Raw genomic sequence first — 16,504 nt, forward strand, 5'->3', positions numbered from 1 at the left:
GATAAATGTGTCTGAAAAGAAAGAAAAAGTACTAAAACAAGAGAGCATCCCGCCTATGGGATTGAAAATGATTTTTCGCGAATTCTTAAAAGATAAAATGGCGATCTTTTCATTAGTTTTGTTAGTCGCAGTTTTATTATTCGTGTTTATCGGCTCGGCAGTTATCGATCAATCACAAGTGATGCGTGTCAGCATCCTTGATAAATACGCTGTACCTGGCGCGATTTCGCCAAACGGCGGCACCTACCTTTTAGGGGCGGATGAAGGTGGCCGTGATGTTTGGGGACAATTGATCATCGGTGCGCGTAACTCAATCTTGATTGGTTTTTCAATCACGATCATTACGTCGATCGTTGGGGTCGGACTAGGGATCATCTCAGGTTATTATGGCGGTATCATTGATAATATTTTGATGCGTATCGTTGACTTCGTTATGATTTTACCGATCATGCTGATCATTATCGTTATCGTATCGATCGTACCTCGTTATAACGTTTGGACCTTTATATGGGTCATGAGTGCCTTTTACTGGGTCGGAAAAGCAAGGCTCTTCCGAAGTAAGACCCTTTCAGAAGGCCGTCGCGACTATGTTAGTGCATCGAAAACTCTCGGAACCAATGACTTTGTCATCATGTTCCGCGAAATCATGCCGAACCTTAGCTCATTGATCATCACCAACTTAACAATGAACTTTGCAGCGAATATCGGTATTGAAACGACACTAACATTCTTAGGTTTTGGTCTGCCGACCAATGTTCCAAGTTTGGGGACACTGATCGGGTATGCCAGCAGCGGTGATGTGCTGGTCAACAGACAGTGGATCTGGTTACCCGCATCAATTCTAATTTTAGTCTTGATGTTGAGTATCAATTACGTTGGTCAAGCATTTAAGCGTTCAGCGGATGCGCGCCAACGACTAGGATAAACAAGGAGGATACAGGATGAAGAAAAATATTTTTGGTATGGTCACTCTTTTGTCAGTGTTAGCATTGGCAGCGTGTGGCAGCAACGGCGGCGGAACCGATTCTTCTGGTGGCGGTAATTCAGCGACAGAAACAGAAGATATCAGCTCAATGCCAACAGAAGTCAAGAATGACGAGGATGCAATTGAAGGCGGAACATTGGATGTTGCAGTAGTGATGGATACGCAATTCCAAGGGTTGTTCCAAACAGAATTTTATCAAGATAACTATGATGCACAATTTATGAAACCAAGTAATGAAAGTTTATTCTTAACAGACGCTGATTTCCGAATCGTTGATGGTGGTGCGGCTAATCTTGAATTAGACGAAGAAAACAACACAGCAACGATCACATTGCGTGATAACTTGAAATGGTCTGACGGTGAAGATGTAACGGCAGATGACGTGATCTTTTCTTATGAAGTAATCGGTCATAAAGATTATACAGGTATCCGTTACGATAATAACTTTACTAACATTGTTGGTATGGAAGATTATCATGATGGCAAAGCTGATACAATTTCTGGTATCACCAAAGAAAGTGACAAAGTCGTTAAAATTCAATACAAAGAAGTTCACCCTGGTATGATGCAAGCCGGTGGCGGTATTTGGTCTTCAGCATTACCAAAACACGCCTTTGAAGGAATTGAAGTCAAAGATATGGAATCAAGCGATCCTGTTCGTAAAAATCCAATCGTCTTTGGTCCTTATGTGATGTCAAATATCGTTGCGGGAGAATCTGTTGAGTATGTACCAAATGAGTACTACTACGGCGGCGCTCCTAAAATGGATAAATTATCATTTAAAGCTGTTCCAACTTCTTCAATCGTAGAAGCTTTGAATGCAAAACAATATGATATTGCATTGTCAATGCCAACAGATACGTACCCAACATACAAAGATACAGATGGCTACCAAATCTTAGGTCGTCCTGAACAAGCCTATACTTATATCGGCTTTAAATTGGGAACTTGGAATGATGAAGAAGGAAAAGTTAATTACGATCCTGATTCAAAAATGGCGGATAAATCATTGCGTCAAGCAATGGGCTATGCATTAGATAATGATGCTGTCGGAAGTCGTTTCTACAATGGCTTGCGTACAAATGCAACGACATTGATCCCACCAGTATTCGGCACATTGCACAACACCGAAGTAGAAGGCTACACTTTAAACATCGACAAAGCAAATCAATTACTTGATGATGCTGGCTACAAAGATGTTGATGGTGATGGCATGCGTGAAGACAAAAATGGTGAGAAATTGACCATCAACTTTGCTTCAATGTCAGGTGGCGAAACAGCACAACCATTAGCAGATTACTACATCCAACAATGGAATGAAATCGGACTTGATGTACAATACACCACAGGTCGTTTGATCGACTTCCAAGCATTCTATGACAAGTTGAAAAATGATGATCCTGAAGTTGATGTTTACCAAGGTGCATGGGGAACTGGATCAGATCCTTCTCCAACTGGCCTTTATGGACCAAACTCAGCATTCAACTACACTCGTTTTGAATCTGAAGAAAACACGAAGCTATTAGAAGCAATCGATTCAAAAGATTCATTTGACGAAACAAAACGTAAAGAAGCATTTGATGCATGGCAAGAATATGCTGCAGATGAAGCATTCGTAATCCCAACACTTTATCGGAATGAAGTTTTACCAATTTCAAACCGCGTGAAAGACTTTACATGGGCATATGATGCAGACCATAATACATGGGCAACAGTTTCAGTTACAGCTGAATCTCGTTAATCAATGATCGGTGAAAAGACGTCCTTTCTGGGACGTCTTTTTTTTCTGTTTTTTTGCGGGTATCTGAGGAAAACAGGCTTTTTTATACAGGAGAAGATTAAGTAGATAAATTTTTATTACGGTCTTTCCAAGAATTTGGAGGAAACATTTCATAATTCGGCAAAAACCAGTATAATAGGGAAGTGTCGATAAACTAATGAAGGAATGTGACAAATGAATACACAATTAACGAAAGAACTAAAAGAAAAGTTTGATATTGTGTTCCATGATGTAGATCTGCTTGAACAAGCGTTTACGCATTCATCTTATGTGAATGAGCACCGCAACTTGCACTTGTCAGATAACGAACGTTTAGAGTTTTTGGGCGATGCTGTCTTAGAGTTGATCGTTTCACGGTATTTGTATCGTGAATTGCCAGATCTGCCCGAAGGTAAGCTGACGAAGCTACGGGCGGCAATCGTTCGCGAAGACAGTTTATCCATGTTTGCCAAAGATTGCCGATTCGATGAATACATTCGTCTAGGCAAAGGGGAAGAAAACTCTGGCGGTCGTAAACGACCTTCTTTGCTTTGTGATCTATTTGAAGCCTTTTTAGGTGCGTTATACTTGGATCAAGGACTGGAAAGTGTCAGCGGCTTTTTGACGAAAGTTGTTTTTCCAAAAGTAAAAGCAGGTGCTTTTTCCCATGAGATGGATCACAAGACCCGCTTGCAAGAAGTCTTGCAGCGTGGCGGCGATGTTTCCATCAATTATCGTTTGATCAAAGAAGCAGGCCCCGCCCATGAACGGATTTTTTGGACGGAAGTCTATTGCGATGATACCTTGATCGGAAAAGGACAAGGAAAATCGAAGAAATTATCAGAACAGGACGCCGCGGCGAATGCCTTGGCAGATCTTGAACAGTAAGAGAGGACTGGCGGAGTGTATTTAAAACGAATAGAGATTGCCGGCTTTAAATCCTTTGCCGACCGCACAGTCATTGATTTCGAACATCGTGTGACTGCAGTCGTCGGACCAAATGGCAGCGGCAAGAGCAATATTACCGAAGCGATTCGTTGGGTTTTAGGAGAACAATCTGCCAAAAATCTACGTGGTGGCAAAATGCCTGATGTTATTTTTGCAGGTTCTGACACCCGCAGAGCGCTAAATATAGCGGAAGTGACGATCGTTTTAGACAATAGCGATCATTATTTACCGATGGATTACAGTGAGATCAGCGTGACTCGCCGCTTGAGAAGAACCGGCGAAAGCGACTTTTTCTTAAATAAACAAGCTTGCCGCTTAAAGGATATCCAAGAGTTATTTATGGACTCTGGGTTGGGGAAAGAATCATTTTCGATCATTTCCCAAGGCAAGGTAGAAGCAATTTTCAGCAGCAAACCAGAAGATCGTCGTGGGATTTTTGAAGAAGCGGCGGGGGTATTGAAATACAAACAGCGGAAAAAGAAAGCTGAGCAAAAGTTGTTTGAAACGGAAGACAATTTAAGCCGTCTACAAGATATCATTTATGAACTAGAAGATCAGTTGGTGCCTTTGGCAGCCCAAAGTGAAGCAGCCAACCGCTTTTTAGCGTTAAAAGAAAAATTGACGACGGTTGATGTGGCCTATGCAGTCTTAGAGATCACGAAAGCAAAAGAAGCGTGGGAGACAGCCAAAGCTCAACTAAGTACCTTTAACCAAGAACTGGCGCAGATTTCCGAAAAGATCAATCAAGGGGAACTGTCGCTACATTCTTTGCGACAACAACGTACCGCCTTTGATGAAACGTTGGAGCGTTTGAATCAGCAGCTTTTAGAGGTCACTGAAGGCCTGAAGCAAGCCGAAGGACAAAAAGAAGTCTTGGATGAGCGATCAAAACATACGCAAAAAAGCTCTGCGGAATACCAAGAAACCTTAGAGGAAGTCACAGAACGGGTCACACTTTTAAATGAAGAAAAAACGGAACTGATCGGCTTGCTTTCACAAAAGAATCGTAGTGTGCAGGAAGTTGAAGCAGCGATGCTGGCGTGTCAGCAAGAGCAGGAAAAGTACCAACGTTCAGCAAAAGAAATCATTGAAGAATTGCGTAGCCAATATGTCGAAGCCATGCAGGAGCAGGCAACGATCGGAAACGAATTGAAATACTTGGAGCGTCAATACCAGCAAGAAGCCGCGAAAAATCAAACGGCGTTAAGCAAGCAGACGCAAATGAATACGTCGTTGAAAGAAAAGACGACGGAAGCGCAAATCGTGGAAGAACAACTGACGCAGGCTAAGGCGATTTTAGAAGAACAACGCAAGCAATACATCCATCTTCAAGAAAAAGCTCAAACCAACAAAAAACGCTTTGATGAAGAACAAAAGAAAATGTATCAGTTAATGAGTCAAGTGCAGCAGGTACGAGCGAAACAGCGCAGTCTGCAAGATATTCAAGAAAATTATAGCGGCTTTTATCAAGGCGTTCGCTTGATTTTGAAAAACAAACAGCAAATCAGCGGCATCGTTGGCGCAGTAGCGGAGTTGATCGATGTGCCACAAGACTATACCGTGGCGATCGAGACCGCATTAGGCGCCGCTGCACAGCATGTTGTCGTTGAAAATGAACGAGATGCTCGGGCAGCCATCACGTATTTGAAAGAAAATCGCGGCGGTCGTGCCACTTTCTTACCGCTGACGACCATCAAAGCCCGTCATTTGCCAGATTATGCCCGCAATCAAGCCAAGCAAGTGTCCGGCTTTATCGGCGTTGCCAGCGAATTGGTCCAGTCGCCGGAACACGTCCAAACCATTACGGATAACTTGTTAGGCAGTATCTTGATTGCCGAAGACTTGCAAAGTGCTAATGCGTTAGCACGAGCATTGAACTATAGCTATCGGGTCGTTTCTTTAGAAGGGGATGTCATGAATGCTGGTGGTTCCATGACGGGTGGCGCAACGAAGAAAAATGCCGGTAGTTTGTTTAGCCAAAACAATGAGCTACAACAATTGACGGCACAAGCGGCGCAATTGGATGAGCGGCTTTTAAAAACAGAAAAGCAAGTCCAGCACTTTGAAGCAGCGACTAAAGAAGCACAAGCAGCACTAGAAGAATTGCGGACGCAAGGCGAACAGGCTCGCATGACGGAGCATGAGCTGCAAAGCCGCTTACAAAATCTTGAGAATGACCTGAGCCGCTTGAAGCAAGAGCAGCAAGTGTTTGATTTTGAACATCGCGAAGTGCAAGCCTTCTTTGAGGAATACGATGAGAAGAAGACGAGTTTGGAAGAACAGCAAAAGAATATTGCGGCGCAATTGGCGAAAATCGATCAAGATATTCATCAAATGAATGCTGAAGAAGACTTGATCGAGGAAAAACGCCAAACCTTAGCACAAGAAAGTGCACGCTTGCAGGCAGCTTTCGCCGTTCAAAAAGAACAAGTGGCGCATTTGCAGCAAAAAATTGCCGCTACGAATCAAGCATTGGAAGAAAACGAAGCGCGTCAACAATCCTTAGAACGGCAGTTAGCTGCCTTGACAAGCAACGTCAGCGATCATGAGTTTTCAGAAGAAAGCATTCTTCAGCGAATTGAGGCCTTCACAACCACCAAGCAGCAGGTAACAGCGGAATTGACGGTGATTCGGGAACAACGTCAAGTCGTTCAACAAGAAATCGGCGCATTAGACGAAGCCCTGAGTGCTGAAAACTTAACGCAAAAAGAAAAGCTGTCAGAAAAAACCGAAGTTGAGATCGAAAAAAATCGCGCAGAATTGGTGATGGATAATCGTTTGTTGTATTTACAAGAAGAATACAATCTCACCTTTGAAAAGGCAGCGCAAGATTTCCCTGAAATCGAGGATGCAGAACAAGCCAAAGTCGACATTCAGGAACTAAAACATGCGATCGAGCAAATTGGTCCAGTCAATTTAAATGCGATCGAACAATATGAACAAGTCAATCAACGGCATTTGTTCTTAACGAGTCAGCGAGATGATCTGCTGTCGGCTAAAGCACAGCTGTTTGATACGATGTCTGAAATGGATGAAGAAGTCAAAACCCGTTTTGGCGAAGTCTTCGATGCGATCCGTCTGCAATTCAAACAAGTATTTCCTAATATGTTTGGCGGCGGTCATGCGGAATTAGTCTTAACAGATCCGAAAGATTTATTGAACACTGGGATCGAGATCGAAGCCCAACCGCCGGGCAAGAAATTGCAAAACCTCAGCTTGCTATCAGGGGGCGAGCGGGCGCTGACTGCGATTGCGTTATTGTTTTCCATTATTCAAGTTCGTCCAGTACCGTTTTGTGTGCTTGACGAAGTGGAAGCAGCATTGGATGAAGCCAATGTCTCTCGTTTCGGTCATTACTTGAGTGCTTTCCAAAATGATACGCAGTTTATCGTCGTAACTCACCGCAAAGGAACGATGGAAGCCGCAGATGTGTTGTATGGTGTGACCATGCAAGAATCTGGAGTGTCGAAGACCGTGTCCGTACGCTTAGAAGAAGTGCGTGAAGGCGGTAGTTTTGCAGCAGATCAAGCATAGAGGAGGAATGATATGATTAAACTGATTGCGATCGATTTAGACGGAACGTTATTGAATGAGAAAAAAGAAGTGACTCCTCGCAACAAAGAGGTACTTGCTCGTGCCAAAGCACAAGGCGTAAAAATCGTCATTTGTACCGGACGTCCATTGCGGGCGATCCGTCCCTATTTAGAAGAATTATCGCTGAAAGAACCCGGCGACTATAGCATCACCTTTAACGGCGGTTTGGTTCAAAAAAATGAGACTGGCGAGATCATTGAAAAAGCAGCGATGCAGCTGGCAGATATCCATGAATTGGTTTCAGTGGCGGAAGACTTGAATTTGCCTCTAGACGTGGTATCAGAAGAGATTGTCTTGAGTTTACCGACTTCAGCAGCGCATCCATCGATTTATGGCTCGTTGAACCCTTTGTTGGATTGTCGTCCTTTTGCCGTAGCTGATCTGGATGAATCGATGCTCTATAATAAAGCGGTGATCGCCTACCATCAGGAAGTCTTGGATCCTAAGATCCCTGAGATTTCCTCAGAGATCCGCGAGAAATATGAAATCATCAAAAGCCGAAATAACCTGTTAGAATTTATGCCTAAAGGAATCACCAAAGCCTATGGTATCAGCCTATTGGCGCAAGATTTAGGAATCAAGCAAGAAGAAGTGATGGCGATCGGTGATGAAGAAAATGACTTGCCAATGATTCGCTATGCAGGGATTGGCGTAGCGATGGCCAATGCCGTGCCAATCATTAAAGAAGCGGCTGACGTTGTCACGGTTTCAAACCAAGAAGACGGTGTGGCAGCAGTGATTGAAGAATATGTCTTAAAAGGAGGTGCGTAAGATGGGATTTTTTGACAAAATCAAAAAAGCGCTGATTGGAGAAACCAAAGAAGTAGAGCAAGAAGCCGACAAACCAGTCGTTGATGCTGATTCACCAGAGAATCAGCCTTCAGAAGAAAGCCAGCCAGCACAAACACCTGCTGAACGAGAAGCTTCAGAAGCAGTGGCACCTACAGATGCCGCCGACGCCAGTGATTTGAAGGCAGAGCAAGAAACTGCCGAAGCGTCCCCACAGCAAGAAGCAACGGTAGCGAATAAAGGAGAAGAAGCACCAAGTGTTCCAGTAGAAGTGACCGAGAACACACCATCAGAGGATGCACCAGCTTCTGAACCAATCCTTCAACCAGAGCCAGAGACGGAAAGTGTGCAGGACAAATACACCAAAGGATTGACGAAATCACGAAAAACCTTTGGGCAACGGATGAACGAGTTGTTCGCCAATTTCCGTACGGTGGACGAAGACTTCTTCGAAGAAGTGGAAGAAACGTTGATTGGTGCAGATGTTGGCTTTGATGCGGCGATGAAGATCGCGGATGCATTGAGACAAGAAGTCAAACTACGTAATGTAAAGAAAACAGCGGATGTCCAAAATGTCATCATCGAGAAATTAGTTGACCTATATGGGGAAGCGGGTGTCGGTGAAGTCAACGAATTGAATATGCAACCGGGGTTGACTGTCATTTTATTTGTTGGCGTGAACGGTGTTGGAAAAACCACCAGTATCGGGAAATTAGCCCACCAATTCAAAGCCGAAGGCAAGAAAGTCTTATTGGCTGCAGCGGATACTTTCCGTGCCGGTGCCATCGATCAATTAGTGGTCTGGGGTGAACGGGCTGGTGTTGAAGTCGTTCGTGGCAATGCCGGAGGCGATCCAGCAGCGGTCGTGTTTGATGCGATGGAGCGCGCAAAACGAGAAAATGCTGACGTTTTATTAGTAGATACAGCTGGTCGTTTGCAAAACAAAGTCAATTTGATGAACGAATTAGAAAAAATCAAACGGATCATTCAGCGAGTGGACCCAACGGCCCCTCATGAAGTCCTGCTTGTGTTGGATGCAACAACGGGTCAAAACGCCATGAATCAAGCAAAACAATTTAAAGAAACGACGGATGTTTCTGGTCTCGTCTTAACGAAACTTGATGGAACAGCCAAAGGGGGGATCGTCTTGGCGATCCGTAACGAGCTACGGCTGCCAGTCAAATTAGTGGGACTTGGAGAAGGCATCAATGATTTAGAGCCATTTGATCCAAATGAATTTGTTGTCGGCTTATTCAAAGGCTTGATCAAGGAATAAAAAAGAAGAGCCCTGTGTCAGGTAAAATACCTGCACATGGCTCTCCTTTATTGTTGCTTTTATTTCAAATGAAGGCAATAGCAAACGATTTGCCGTTCAGCTATTGCCGATCAATCTGGGGCGGAAAGGTTACAATGTTTAGCTAGGTCAAATACGGATACAGCGATGTACGAATTTGCCTTAAAGCATAAAACGATTTTTTTTGAGTGGCTAACATTTTTCGTTCTTCTAAAGTCTGGGAAGTATCAGATAGAATAAAATGAAAAGCTCAGCTACAAATAATTATTTTTTTAGCTCCCCTTGGCGCTCGATGATCATTTTTTCTAAGTTGTTCAACGTATCGATATCTTTATTGGTTTCGATAAAGTTCGTAATCAAATTCAATAACGATTGATCAGACAACTCTGCTGCTAAGAAGTCTTCTTGGGTCACATTCGGAGAATACAACCGAGTCAAAACAGTACCGCTGTAGCCGATATCTGCTACTTTCAATAAGTCGTGGTTTTTTAGTTTACGTACGACTGCTTGAATGGTATTCTTGCTTAGATCTTGCTGTTGGACAGCAATGTCATTTGCAGAAAGAGGTTTGTCTGAATTCCAAAAGATATTCATGATTTGACGTTCACGTTTGGTAAGATTAAGTGGCTTCATTCACTATTCTTCCTTTCAAAAAAGAGTAATATGGACATAATATTTTACTGTTCTATAAGCAGTATACTTTATTTTGAAGGTAAATATCAAATTTATTCAAGTATTTTATAAATTCTTGGTAATTTTATTCAGAGATACTACAAGTGAAGAGCAAATTCCTGCTTTTTTCGCCATTTTTCACTATAATGGATGGAAAGAAACAGATTATAAGAAAAAATCTAGTAGAAGAACATAGAGGGCATTCGCATGAAAATAAAAACATTATTATCACATAAAGAGCTTTTTCCTTATTTATTGAAAGGGCGTTACGGGATTGAGCGAGAAGCACAGCGGGTACGATTAGACGGAACCTTTGCTGGAACGAATCATCCTGAAAAGCTAGGTAATCGTCGCTTCCATCCCTATATCCAAACGGATTTTGCGGAAAATCAACTGGAACTGATCACGCCGGTCGCGGATTCAGTGGATGAATTGTTCCGTTTCTTAGGGGCCATCCACGATGTGGCATATCGTTCAATGGCAGCAGAAGAAATGCTCTGGCCTTTGAGCATGCCACCAGCTTTACCAGAAAAAGAAGAAGACATCGTCATTGCAAAATTAGACCAATTTGAAGATGTGCTCTACCGCCGCTATTTGGCCAAAACGTATGGTCGCCGTAAGCAAATGGTCAGTGGGATACATTTCAATTTTGAATTTGCGGAAGACTTTTTGCAGCAACTGTATGCTTTATCTGAAACGAATGAAAGCTATCAAGACTTTAAAACGGCGCTTTATTTAAAAGTAACTCGCAATTATTTGCATTATCGCTGGTTTTTGACGTATTTCTTTGGGGCGACCCCTGCTTCAGAAGCCAATTATTTTACGACAGAAAACGGACCGCAAGAACCAGTCCGCAGTATTCGCAATAGCCGTTATGGCTACACGAATCACGAAGACGTCAAGGTATCTTATGCTTCGTTAGAGACCTATCTTGCAGATATTGCCAAATTAGTGGAGACAGGAAAGCTTTCAGAAGAAAAAGAATTTTATGCGCCAGTGCGTTTACGTGGGGGAAAACGGGTCGCAGATCTAGCCTCAGCTGGTATCCGTTATATTGAGTTAAGAAATATCGATATCGATCCCTTTGCCCGCTATGGCATTTCCAAAGAGCAAGTCGCGTTCTTACATTTCTTCTTATTGTTTTTAAGTACAAAAGAAGAAGGCAACGATGCCGATGCGTGGATCGAAGAAGGCAATCAGAAAAATGATCAGGTGGCATTAGAGCATCCCTTAGCGCCATCGACTTATCAGCAAGAAGCGCAAGCACTGATTGCTGAAATGATGGACTTTGCCCAAGCCCTTGAGCTGCCGCATCCGCCATTTTTGGATCAGCTTTCTGAGATGCTGGCTGAACCAGAAAGAACCTTCGCTGGACGTCTTTTCTCAGCGAGTCAAGCAACCAGCCAAGCGCAGACAGCAACATTGCTGGGACAAAAGTATCATCATGCTGCTTGGGAAAAACCGTATCAATTGGCTGGTTTTCGAGCAATGGAATTGTCGACCCAGATTCTCTTGTTCGATGCGATCCAAAAAGGTATCGAAGTGACGGTACTGGATGAAACGGATCAGTTCTTGAAATTAGCCGTGAAAGACCACGTTGAATATGTTAAAAATGCCAATATGACCAGTAAGGATCAGTACATCGTCCCATTGATCATGGCGAATAAAACGGTCACCAAAAAAATCTTAGCCGAAAATGGCTTTCATGTACCAGGTGGCGCTGAATTCGCTTCGGCAGAAGAAGCGATCGCGTTTTATCCTCAGATCGCCCACAGCGGGTTTGTGGTAAAACCGAAAACCACCAACTATGGGATTGGTATCTCGATTTTCAAAGAAGGTGCTTCTTTAGCGGATTATCGGGCGGCGGTCGCCATTGCCTTTGCGGAAGATGATTCGATCCTCGTTGAGACCTTTTTATCAGGGACGGAATATCGGTTCTTCGTGATCGATGGGCGAGTTGATGCGATTTTATTACGTATCCCAGCCAATGTCGTGGGTGACGGCAAGCGCACGATCACGGAACTCGTCGCAGAGAAAAATCTCGATCCATTGCGCGGCACCCATCATCGGACTCCATTAGAGTTGATTCAATTAGGGGAACTGGAACAACTGATGTTAAAAGAGCAAGGGTATCAAGTTGATTCAGTGCCAGAAGAGGGGCAGATCGTTTATTTGCGAGAAAACTCGAATATCAGTACTGGCGGTGATTCTATCGATGTAACGGATGACTTCAACGATGACTACAAACAAGTAGCAGTCGATGCGGTAGCCGCATTACAAGCATCTATCAGCGGAATCGATCTGATTATTCCAGATAAAACCAAGCCAGCCAATGAACCGGGGGCTTATGGAATCATTGAAGCCAATTTCAACCCAGCGATGCATATGCACGTTTATCCATACAGCGGGAAAGGCCGACGCTTAACTATGTCTGTTTTACGACTGTTGTTCCCTGAAGTCTTCGAAAGCTGATGGAAGCTCAGAGAGCAAAGAACTGCACACTCTGGAAGGTGATTCCCTTCGAAAGTGTGCAGTCTTTTTTATTAGGATTCAAAAGCAGCGATCTCAATCGTTTGTTTTGTTTCTTCCACCTTGAGACCTGTTCGGGCTTCCCACCATTGTTTCATTTCTTTTTCATACGTGGTAGGAAAACGTTGGATCAAGGTCAATAACGGTACGCCTTGAATCGAGGCATAGGGAAAGTTTAAAACGAGATTGTACTTCAGTTCCGATAGGAGGCTATAATATTGAAACATCATAAAGTTCATTTCATTCTGATCCTCCAGTAGGAGTACTTTCGGAGCGCGATCCAGCATAAAACCCAAGCTGCGCATCATGAACAATACGCCATCCAGATGGCTCGATTCGATCGTAGGGGCCGTTTTCAACAAATCGATATGCAGATCCAAAGCATCAAGCAGTTCTTTCTTTAATGAAAGGTAGGGCGGTGTTGATTGTTCCATGATAGTTCCTCCTTTTAATGGAAAAGACGTTTCCAAAATGACGTTTTCTCTGGTTGTTCGTGCTCTTTATCCGATTGCGTAGTAGCTGCAGGGTATTTTTGTTCGATATCGATGACGTCTTGATTGACGGCTTCTTTCCCGGCAATCAGCAAGCCGATACTGTCTGGACCGGCATCTTGTGCATCGGAGACGATCCGAAATTCCATCTGTTGTTGAGTCAGTAAAGTGATGTAATCGGTCTGGATCGATTCTGGCAATTTTCCGTTAAGCAACACGAGCGCTCCTTGATAATCTGGTAAGGCGTTCAAGAGCGTTTTCTGGTTGTCCTTCTTCTTCATTTCTGTTACTGTCATACTAAGATAACACCGTTCACGAAACGTGCCTAAATACTTGCGCTGTTCATCTGGGTTGACGCGAGGCGTCCCATACATTCCTGTATCAAGGCGTTTTTCTAATTCGTCTGACATTGAAGTATCCTCCTCAAAGCGTTTACTTATGCTTATTATAGCATATCCAGCAAATAGCAAAAGAGGGGTGCGATCGTGAGAGAGTTTTGATAGAAAGTAGGGATCCTATGACAACAAAAGAACGACATTTGCTATTATTAGCAGAAAATCAGCAGTTGGAGACACCGAGGCTGCTCTTGCGTCCTGTTTCCTTGGCAGATGCAGCGGACATGTTTGCCTATGCAAATGATGAAGAAACGACGACCTTCGTCTTTGCTAGACATGGGTCGGTTGAAGAAACAAAACTACGCATCGCCGAGTATTTTGTTGCTGCACCCTTAGGAAAATATGCGATCGAAGAAAAAGACTCAGGCAAAATGATTGGGACCATCGATTTGCGAGTAGAATCAGAAAAAGAGATCGCTGAGCTCGGTTATACATTAAGTCGCGATTATTGGGGACAAGGGATCATGCCAGAAGCGGCAATGGCACTGCTGCATTTCGGTTTTGAAACACTCGAATTGATTCGAATTTTTGCTCGACATGATGCTCGAAATCCCAAGTCTGGACGGGTCATGGAGAAAATTGGGATGAAATTGGAAGCAACGATCCCAGCTGCCCGCAAATCGGGTGAAGAAATCATCGATGAAGTCACGCGCGGCATCACCCTAGAGGAATGGAAAAAACGTATCATGTAAAGGAGGGCTCTCGTCATGGAACTGAACATTGAGCCAGCAGCAATTGAAAAAATAACCCCTTATGTGCAGCCAGATGATCGTCTCTATTTGGATTTTGAAGACGGCGTCGGTCCGTTTCCTGCAACGGAGATCACCTGCCGTTTGGACATCCATTTTCGCCTGATCATCGTGCCGCAGAGCTATCCAGAAGAAGGATTGGCGATCTACGACACCCCTTTAACGACACCCTTAGGCACGATTTGGTTGAAGCAAGGGGCTCAGGTGTATTTAGAAGAACAGACTCGGATGCAGGTGGAACCGACCTATCAACGGTTGCAATTGGTGGGAAATAGCGGGATCTTAGCAAATGATGTTCAATTGTTACGGATCGAAAAGCAGACGGCAGGCCGCTGATATGGGCACGCTGGCGGTTATTAGCGACTTGCACGTCGATATCAACCAATTATTCGCCCCCCATCTGCAGCTGATCGCTGATTATTTGCAGCAAAATCAGGTGACCCATCTGCATCTGGCAGGAGATGTGGCGAATAAAAAGCAACGGCTATTAGACGTGGTCGCATTTTTTCAAAGTCGACAGATGCCAACAACCTTTCACTGGGGCAATCATGAAATGGTGGACTTGACGGAACAAGAGATCGAGGCTTTCGATGATCCCGCCTTTCTTAATTTTCAGACGTATCGCTTATCAGAAAAAACACTGCTGTTGGGAATCAATGGCTGGTATGACTACCAATATTCTGATTTGACCAGTGAAGCTGAGATCTTGCGGCTGAAAAATCTGTTTTGGTATGACCGCATGATTCAACGAAAGGGATCGGATAAGGAAATCAGCCAAGCCATCAATGAGCGTTTAGCGGAAACATTGGCCCATTTGCCGCAAGACCAAGAAATTCTTCTTTCTACCCATTTTGTGCCTCAAGAAGCGTTTATTGTGCGGCAGACCGGCAAGTACGCCCGCTGGAACCACCTAAATGCGTTTTTGGGGTCGCCTGATTTTGGCGCAGTGATCGATCAGTACGCCAATGTGCGGGCAGTCGTCTTTGGGCATACCCATCGACGCTTTGAGAAAAAAGAGCTTGCGGGAACCAGCTACTATTGCCGTCCCTTCGGCTACTATTATGAATGGCAGTTGACCCGACGCTTCGTTTTGGAAAACCACTTAGCAGAAGCATATTCGCCAACGAAAGTTCGGACGCTGCTGCGAAACCATCATGAGGCATTTGAGGACTATAAAACGGCGCATCTTGTAGAGGAATTGGCGCAAGCGATCACGCTGCTGCCGTATTAGCGCAGCAAACGAGTCCTGCTTGTTTTCGTAATTGAATTCCCACGCAATTTAAAACACAAAAGAAACACACAAAGGAGAAAAATCATGACATTTGAAGAAATCTTACCAGAATTAAAAGCCGGCAAAAAAATCATTCGTGAAGGTTGGGGTGGCTTTGAACTTTATGTGACATTCGTTGAAGGAGAAGTGTACGACAATGCACCAGTCACCCCTTACTTTTTGATCAAAACAGCAGATGAAGGATTCTCGAGTTTCGCACCGACTGTTTGCGACATTCTTGCGGAAGATTGGAAAATTGTGGAATGACAGCACCGTGGATCAATGACAAAACGATTGTGTTTGTCACAGGTGCTGCTTCAGGCATCGGCAAAGCACAAGCAGAGGCGTTTCTTGCAGAAGGCGCCCAAGTATTTGGGGTTGACTGCCAATCGTTTCCCGATACGCTTTTAGCCCAACCCCGCTTTTTCGGCACGTGTTGTGACTTAGCGGTGAAAGAAAATTGTTTTGCAGCGGTCCAAGCTTGTGTGACGCACTTTGGCGGTATTACGGTCTTGTTAAATACAGCTGGGAAACTTGACGGCTATCATACGATCGCTGAGACGACCTCAATGGAGTGGGAGGAGATATTTCAAACCAATGTCTCCAGCATGTTTTATTTAACGAAAGAAATCTTGCCACTGATGCAAGCCAATGGCGGCGGAACGATCATTAATATGGCGTCGATCGCTGGAATGGTCGCAGGTGGAGGTGGGATCGCTTATACAACCGCAAAACACGCGATCGTCGGGTTTACCAAACAGTTGGCATTGGATGTTGCAGATCAAGGGATCTCGGTGAAGGGCATCGCGCCAGGTGCGATTCGAACGCCGATGAATGCGGCTGATTTTGCCGGTGACGGGAAAATGGCGCAATGGGTGGCAGAAGAGACGCCAGTCAAGCGTTGGGCGCAACCAGAAGAAGTTGCAGCACTGACCCTTTTTCTTGCCAGTCCGCAAGCTAGTTACTTGCAGGGGGCGATCGTGCCCATCGACGGTGGTTGGACCTTGAAATAATGAGCCCATTAGAGGA

General features: G+C 44.2%; 15 protein-coding genes. 12 read left to right on the forward strand and 3 right to left on the reverse strand.

Annotated elements, in window-relative coordinates:
* Positions 1-55 precede the first annotated feature (55 nt).
* From A5870_RS15100 to ftsY, 6 genes are all read left to right on the forward strand, one after another.
* A complete protein-coding gene (locus A5870_RS15100) occupies positions 56-925 on the forward strand; it encodes an ABC transporter permease (RefSeq protein WP_153883525.1) in 870 nt (289 codons plus the stop codon).
* 16 nt (positions 926-941) lie between these two features.
* Positions 942-2,726, forward strand: coding sequence for an oligopeptide ABC transporter substrate-binding protein (locus A5870_RS15105; RefSeq protein WP_086293779.1), 1,785 nt, complete (start codon positions 942-944; stop codon positions 2,724-2,726).
* A 213-nt stretch (positions 2,727-2,939) separates the two neighbouring features.
* Positions 2,940-3,632 (forward strand): ribonuclease III, encoded by a 693-nt coding sequence (gene rnc, locus A5870_RS15115; protein ID WP_005227136.1) that lies wholly within the window; start codon positions 2,940-2,942, stop codon positions 3,630-3,632.
* Between the two features lie 15 nt (positions 3,633-3,647).
* On the forward strand, positions 3,648-7,226 hold the full coding sequence (gene smc / locus A5870_RS15120; protein WP_086293781.1) for a chromosome segregation protein SMC: 3,579 nt from the start codon (positions 3,648-3,650) through the stop codon (positions 7,224-7,226).
* A gap of 12 nt (positions 7,227-7,238) precedes the next feature.
* Positions 7,239-8,057, forward strand: a complete 819-nt coding sequence (locus A5870_RS15125) for a Cof-type HAD-IIB family hydrolase (RefSeq protein WP_086293783.1) — start codon at positions 7,239-7,241, stop codon at positions 8,055-8,057.
* A 1-nt stretch (position 8,058) separates the two neighbouring features.
* Positions 8,059-9,351, forward strand: coding sequence for a signal recognition particle-docking protein FtsY (ftsY, locus tag A5870_RS15130; RefSeq protein ID WP_086293785.1), 1,293 nt, complete (start codon positions 8,059-8,061; stop codon positions 9,349-9,351).
* 282 nt (positions 9,352-9,633) lie between these two features.
* Here the strand turns inward: ftsY and A5870_RS15135 are convergent, their stop codons facing one another.
* Positions 9,634-10,002 carry a BlaI/MecI/CopY family transcriptional regulator gene (locus A5870_RS15135; RefSeq protein ID WP_077453891.1) on the reverse strand — a complete coding sequence of 123 codons (369 nt, stop codon included), beginning with the start codon at positions 10,000-10,002 and terminating at the stop codon, positions 9,634-9,636.
* A 246-nt stretch (positions 10,003-10,248) separates the two neighbouring features.
* On the opposite strand from A5870_RS15135, the gene gshAB reads away from it, so the two are divergent.
* Complete coding sequence (gene gshAB / locus A5870_RS15145; RefSeq protein WP_086293787.1) at positions 10,249-12,513, forward strand: bifunctional glutamate--cysteine ligase GshA/glutathione synthetase GshB; 2,265 nt, start codon at positions 10,249-10,251, stop codon at positions 12,511-12,513.
* A gap of 71 nt (positions 12,514-12,584) precedes the next feature.
* Here gshAB and A5870_RS15150 read toward each other — a convergent pair whose 3' ends face one another.
* Together A5870_RS15150 and A5870_RS15155 are read right to left on the reverse strand one after the other, a co-directional pair.
* The gene (locus tag A5870_RS15150) at positions 12,585-13,004 is read right to left on the reverse strand and encodes a hypothetical protein (protein WP_005232469.1); all 420 of its coding nucleotides are present in this window, start codon (positions 13,002-13,004) and stop codon (positions 12,585-12,587) included.
* A gap of 14 nt (positions 13,005-13,018) precedes the next feature.
* Positions 13,019-13,471 (reverse strand): YueI family protein, encoded by a 453-nt coding sequence (locus tag A5870_RS15155; protein WP_086293789.1) that lies wholly within the window; start codon positions 13,469-13,471, stop codon positions 13,019-13,021.
* Between the two features lie 107 nt (positions 13,472-13,578).
* On the opposite strand from A5870_RS15155, the gene A5870_RS15160 reads away from it, so the two are divergent.
* From A5870_RS15160 to A5870_RS15180, 5 genes are all read left to right on the forward strand, one after another.
* The gene (locus A5870_RS15160) at positions 13,579-14,148 is read left to right on the forward strand and encodes a GNAT family N-acetyltransferase (protein ID WP_077453888.1); all 570 of its coding nucleotides are present in this window, start codon (positions 13,579-13,581) and stop codon (positions 14,146-14,148) included.
* Positions 14,149-14,163: 15 nt separating this feature from the next.
* Entirely contained in the window at positions 14,164-14,541 is a 378-nt protein-coding gene (locus A5870_RS15165) for an iron-sulfur cluster biosynthesis family protein (RefSeq protein ID WP_005227145.1), read from the forward strand.
* Position 14,542: 1 nt separating this feature from the next.
* Positions 14,543-15,436: a metallophosphoesterase gene (locus tag A5870_RS15170; RefSeq protein ID WP_086293791.1), complete on the forward strand. Its 894-nt coding sequence runs from the start codon at positions 14,543-14,545 to the stop codon at positions 15,434-15,436.
* An 84-nt stretch (positions 15,437-15,520) separates the two neighbouring features.
* A complete protein-coding gene (locus A5870_RS15175) occupies positions 15,521-15,742 on the forward strand; it encodes a DUF2829 domain-containing protein (protein ID WP_005227147.1) in 222 nt (73 codons plus the stop codon).
* A complete protein-coding gene (locus A5870_RS15180; RefSeq protein ID WP_086293792.1) occupies positions 15,739-16,488 on the forward strand; it encodes a 3-oxoacyl-ACP reductase in 750 nt (249 codons plus the stop codon). The genes A5870_RS15175 and A5870_RS15180 overlap by 4 nt, the downstream gene beginning before the upstream one ends.
* The last annotated feature ends 16 nt before the right edge of the window (positions 16,489-16,504 follow it).

Origin of the sequence: Enterococcus sp. 2G9_DIV0600 (assembly GCF_002140615.1) — a bacterium.
GTDB classification, from domain to species: domain Bacteria; phylum Bacillota; class Bacilli; order Lactobacillales; family Enterococcaceae; genus Enterococcus_D; species Enterococcus_D innesii.

Excerpts from the sequence above, each read along its gene's own strand:
- A5870_RS15100 (WP_153883525.1), top strand. The coding sequence starts at position 56 with ATGGGATTGAAAATGATTTTTCGCGAATTCTTAAAAGATAAAATGGCG.
- A5870_RS15165 (WP_005227145.1), top strand. The coding sequence starts at position 14,164 with ATGGAACTGAACATTGAGCCAGCAGCAATTGAAAAAATAACCCCTTAT.
- A5870_RS15105 (WP_086293779.1), top strand. The coding sequence starts at position 942 with ATGAAGAAAAATATTTTTGGTATGGTCACTCTTTTGTCAGTGTTAGCA.
- A5870_RS15155 (WP_086293789.1), bottom strand. The coding sequence starts at position 13,471 with ATGTCAGACGAATTAGAAAAACGCCTTGATACAGGAATGTATGGGACG.
- A5870_RS15125 (WP_086293783.1), top strand. The coding sequence starts at position 7,239 with ATGATTAAACTGATTGCGATCGATTTAGACGGAACGTTATTGAATGAG.
- A5870_RS15180 (WP_086293792.1), top strand. The coding sequence starts at position 15,739 with ATGACAGCACCGTGGATCAATGACAAAACGATTGTGTTTGTCACAGGT.
- A5870_RS15160 (WP_077453888.1), top strand. The coding sequence starts at position 13,579 with ATGACAACAAAAGAACGACATTTGCTATTATTAGCAGAAAATCAGCAG.
- A5870_RS15175 (WP_005227147.1), top strand. The coding sequence starts at position 15,521 with ATGACATTTGAAGAAATCTTACCAGAATTAAAAGCCGGCAAAAAAATC.
- A5870_RS15135 (WP_077453891.1), bottom strand. The coding sequence starts at position 10,002 with ATGAAGCCACTTAATCTTACCAAACGTGAACGTCAAATCATGAATATC.
- A5870_RS15150 (WP_005232469.1), bottom strand. The coding sequence starts at position 13,004 with ATGGAACAATCAACACCGCCCTACCTTTCATTAAAGAAAGAACTGCTT.
- ftsY (WP_086293785.1), top strand. The coding sequence starts at position 8,059 with ATGGGATTTTTTGACAAAATCAAAAAAGCGCTGATTGGAGAAACCAAA.
- rnc (WP_005227136.1), top strand. The coding sequence starts at position 2,940 with ATGAATACACAATTAACGAAAGAACTAAAAGAAAAGTTTGATATTGTG.
- gshAB (WP_086293787.1), top strand. The coding sequence starts at position 10,249 with ATGAAAATAAAAACATTATTATCACATAAAGAGCTTTTTCCTTATTTA.
- A5870_RS15170 (WP_086293791.1), top strand. The coding sequence starts at position 14,543 with ATGGGCACGCTGGCGGTTATTAGCGACTTGCACGTCGATATCAACCAA.